This is a genomic window from uncultured Brachyspira sp. (assembly GCF_944393015.1).
Classification (GTDB): Bacteria; Spirochaetota; Brachyspiria; order Brachyspirales; family Brachyspiraceae; genus Brachyspira.
Window position 1 is genome coordinate 1 of record NZ_CALXYQ010000102.1, and the last position, 2,555, is coordinate 2,555.

4 protein-coding genes are annotated in these 2,555 nt (G+C 23.9%); all 4 read left to right on the forward strand.

Going from position 1 to position 2,555, the window contains the following annotated elements; genetic code table 11:
• The first annotated feature begins 148 nt into the window (after positions 1-148).
• Positions 149-379 (forward strand): hypothetical protein, encoded by a 231-nt coding sequence (locus Q0K19_RS15080; RefSeq protein ID WP_297249411.1) that lies wholly within the window; start codon positions 149-151, stop codon positions 377-379.
• Positions 380-464: 85 nt separating this feature from the next.
• Complete coding sequence (locus Q0K19_RS15085) at positions 465-659, forward strand: cytoplasmic protein (RefSeq protein WP_297249413.1); 195 nt, start codon at positions 465-467, stop codon at positions 657-659.
• Positions 660-1,188: 529 nt separating this feature from the next.
• A complete protein-coding gene (locus Q0K19_RS15090) occupies positions 1,189-1,488 on the forward strand; it encodes a hypothetical protein (protein WP_297249415.1) in 300 nt (99 codons plus the stop codon).
• A 135-nt stretch (positions 1,489-1,623) separates the two neighbouring features.
• On the forward strand, positions 1,624-2,358 hold the full coding sequence (locus tag Q0K19_RS15095) for a Bax inhibitor-1/YccA family protein (RefSeq protein ID WP_297249417.1): 735 nt from the start codon (positions 1,624-1,626) through the stop codon (positions 2,356-2,358).
• Positions 2,359-2,555 lie beyond the last annotated feature (197 nt).

Consider the following 2,555-nt stretch of genomic DNA (forward strand, 5'->3'; position numbering starts at 1 on the left):
AGCCTTTCATCGTCGATGGTACTGTAAGGGTAGCTTTACGGGAGAGTAGAACGTTGCCGGGTATATATTATATATTTATCCCAATAGATTTATTTCTGTTGGGATTTTTTATATTTAAACTTTAATTCTTTAATAAAGAGATTTATAAATGAATAATAAAGAAAGAATTATAAAAACTATTAAAATTATAGCCTATTTATTTTCTTATATGATGGTTACTGTAGTTGCTTTCAATTATGGTTATATGTATTATGCTATTAAATTTGATGGGGCTTCTGCTCCTCCTAGTGTTTCTTTTATTTTTGCAGTGCCTTTCATTATCGCTATATTAGTATGTGTTGTTTTAATAAAAATTATCAAAAAAAGAATGAAAGAATGAAAGATTAACAATTTATTTAATAAAAATGATGATTGAAAAACTATTAAAAATACATAAATTGTCTTCTAATCATAAAGAATTATTAATGAAAGAAGATGTTTGCGGCTGTTTTTATTGTGTGAGCATTTTTAGTCCTAAACTTATAACTGATTGGATAGAAGATGAAAATGATTTAACTGCTATTTGTCCATATTGCGGCATTGATTCTATTATACCAAATCATTCTGATTATCAATTAAACAAAGAATTATTGGAAGAGATGAGAAAACATTTTTTCTAAAAATAAATATTTTAGTAAAATACACTAAAATTTTTAAGTTTGTCAAAAATTTATTTTTATCTTTTTATTATTTTTCTATTAGTACAAAATAATTATTGTATTGGTATAAAAGAATTTATATCATTAATAAACTTGGATACACTTTGCAACAACTGCATTTGATGAAGTCCATATTTAGGATATCTCATACATTCAATAAATATCTTTAAAATATATAAAGTTATAGCAATACGTTTTTCTCTCTGTATGCCTGCTACCGTATGTAGTAAGCAAGTCTGGCGTATGCGGTAAAAAAGTTTATTACCTATATATAATGTATAAAAATTATAAAAGACAATAGTTTAGGATATATTTTTCAAAATATTTCTATATTTTTTACTCATAAAAAATTTATTATCATATTTCATTATATAGCTGCAAATATTACTTTATTTAAAATAATTAGTTATATATACTTTATATAGGTATTTTATTTAAATTATTATAATATAAATAACTAAATAAAAACAATTTTGGAGGTTTTTGAAAAATGGAAAAAGAAAATAAAAAAGTAAATAAAAAAATTATGTCGGCTTCTATAATATCAGTTTCTATATTTACTATTATAATTGCTGTACCACTAACTTTTATTATTTATCATTTTAAATTAGAAAATGCTTCTTTTCTTCCTAATACTTTTTCTAAATATGCAGTGTCTTTTTTAATAGCATTTATAATAACTCAGTTAATAACAGCAATTGTTCATAAGCTTATATTACTTGTTTTAACTTTAATTGGTGTACTTCTTGTAAAGAAAATAGCAGAAGATGAGGAAAATAAACGAATTTAATTTTTATGATTGTATATAAATCAAAACAATAATATTACTTTATTTAAAATAATTAGTTATACTTTAGACTAGTATTTTATTAAACTTATTATATAATAGTAAATCAAATAAAAACAATTTTGGAGGTTTAAAATTATGGCAAATCCTGTTTTATCAGATAAGGCATTTAATTATGCATCAAGTTATGAAAATGATAACACAATGACTGTTAATGGGGCAATTAACAAATCAATAATACTTACATTAGTGTTAATACTTTCAGCTATGGTAAGTGTGTTTTTTGTTTTAGCAGCAAATCCTGGTCTTCTTTATCCTGCTGCTTTAGGATCATCTATAGCTTCTTTTGTTTTAGCTTTGATAATGACTTTCAAAAAAGAATTGGCTAAAGTGTTTTCTATACTTTATGCAATACTTGAAGGTGTTGCTATAGGGGCGGTTTCTTATGTTTTCAATGCTGCTTATGAGGGTATAGTTGTACAAGCAGTATTTCTTACTTTTTTAGATTTATTTATAATGTTAGTATTATACAGATTTAGAATAATAAGAGTAACTGAAAAATTAAGAAGTGTAATAACTGTATCTACATTATGTATAGGTCTTGTATATTTAGTTAATTTTATAATGTCATTCTTTGGAGCTAGAATTCCTTTCTTATATGGTTCAAGCCCTTTAAGCATTGGAATAAGTGTTGTAGTTGTTCTTATTGCATCATTTAATTTGCTTTTAGATTTTGACTTTATGGAGAAAGGCGAAGAGTATAATATGCCTAAATACTTTGAATGGTATGCTGCGTTTGGACTTCTTGTTACTTTGGTATGGCTTTATTTAGAAATATTAAAACTTTTAGCCAAAACAAGAAGCAGAGATTAAAATTATATAATGTATAATTAAGGAAATTAAAGGTATGCATATTAATTTATGTATGCCTTTTTATTTGCATTATAATTATTAATTTATTGATACCTTATAATTTTTATTTTATTCATGTATTTTTCAAACGCTTCAAATCCTTGTTATTGAATGGAAGAATAAAGTCTTATAATATACTGAAAATTTTTAACTTTGTC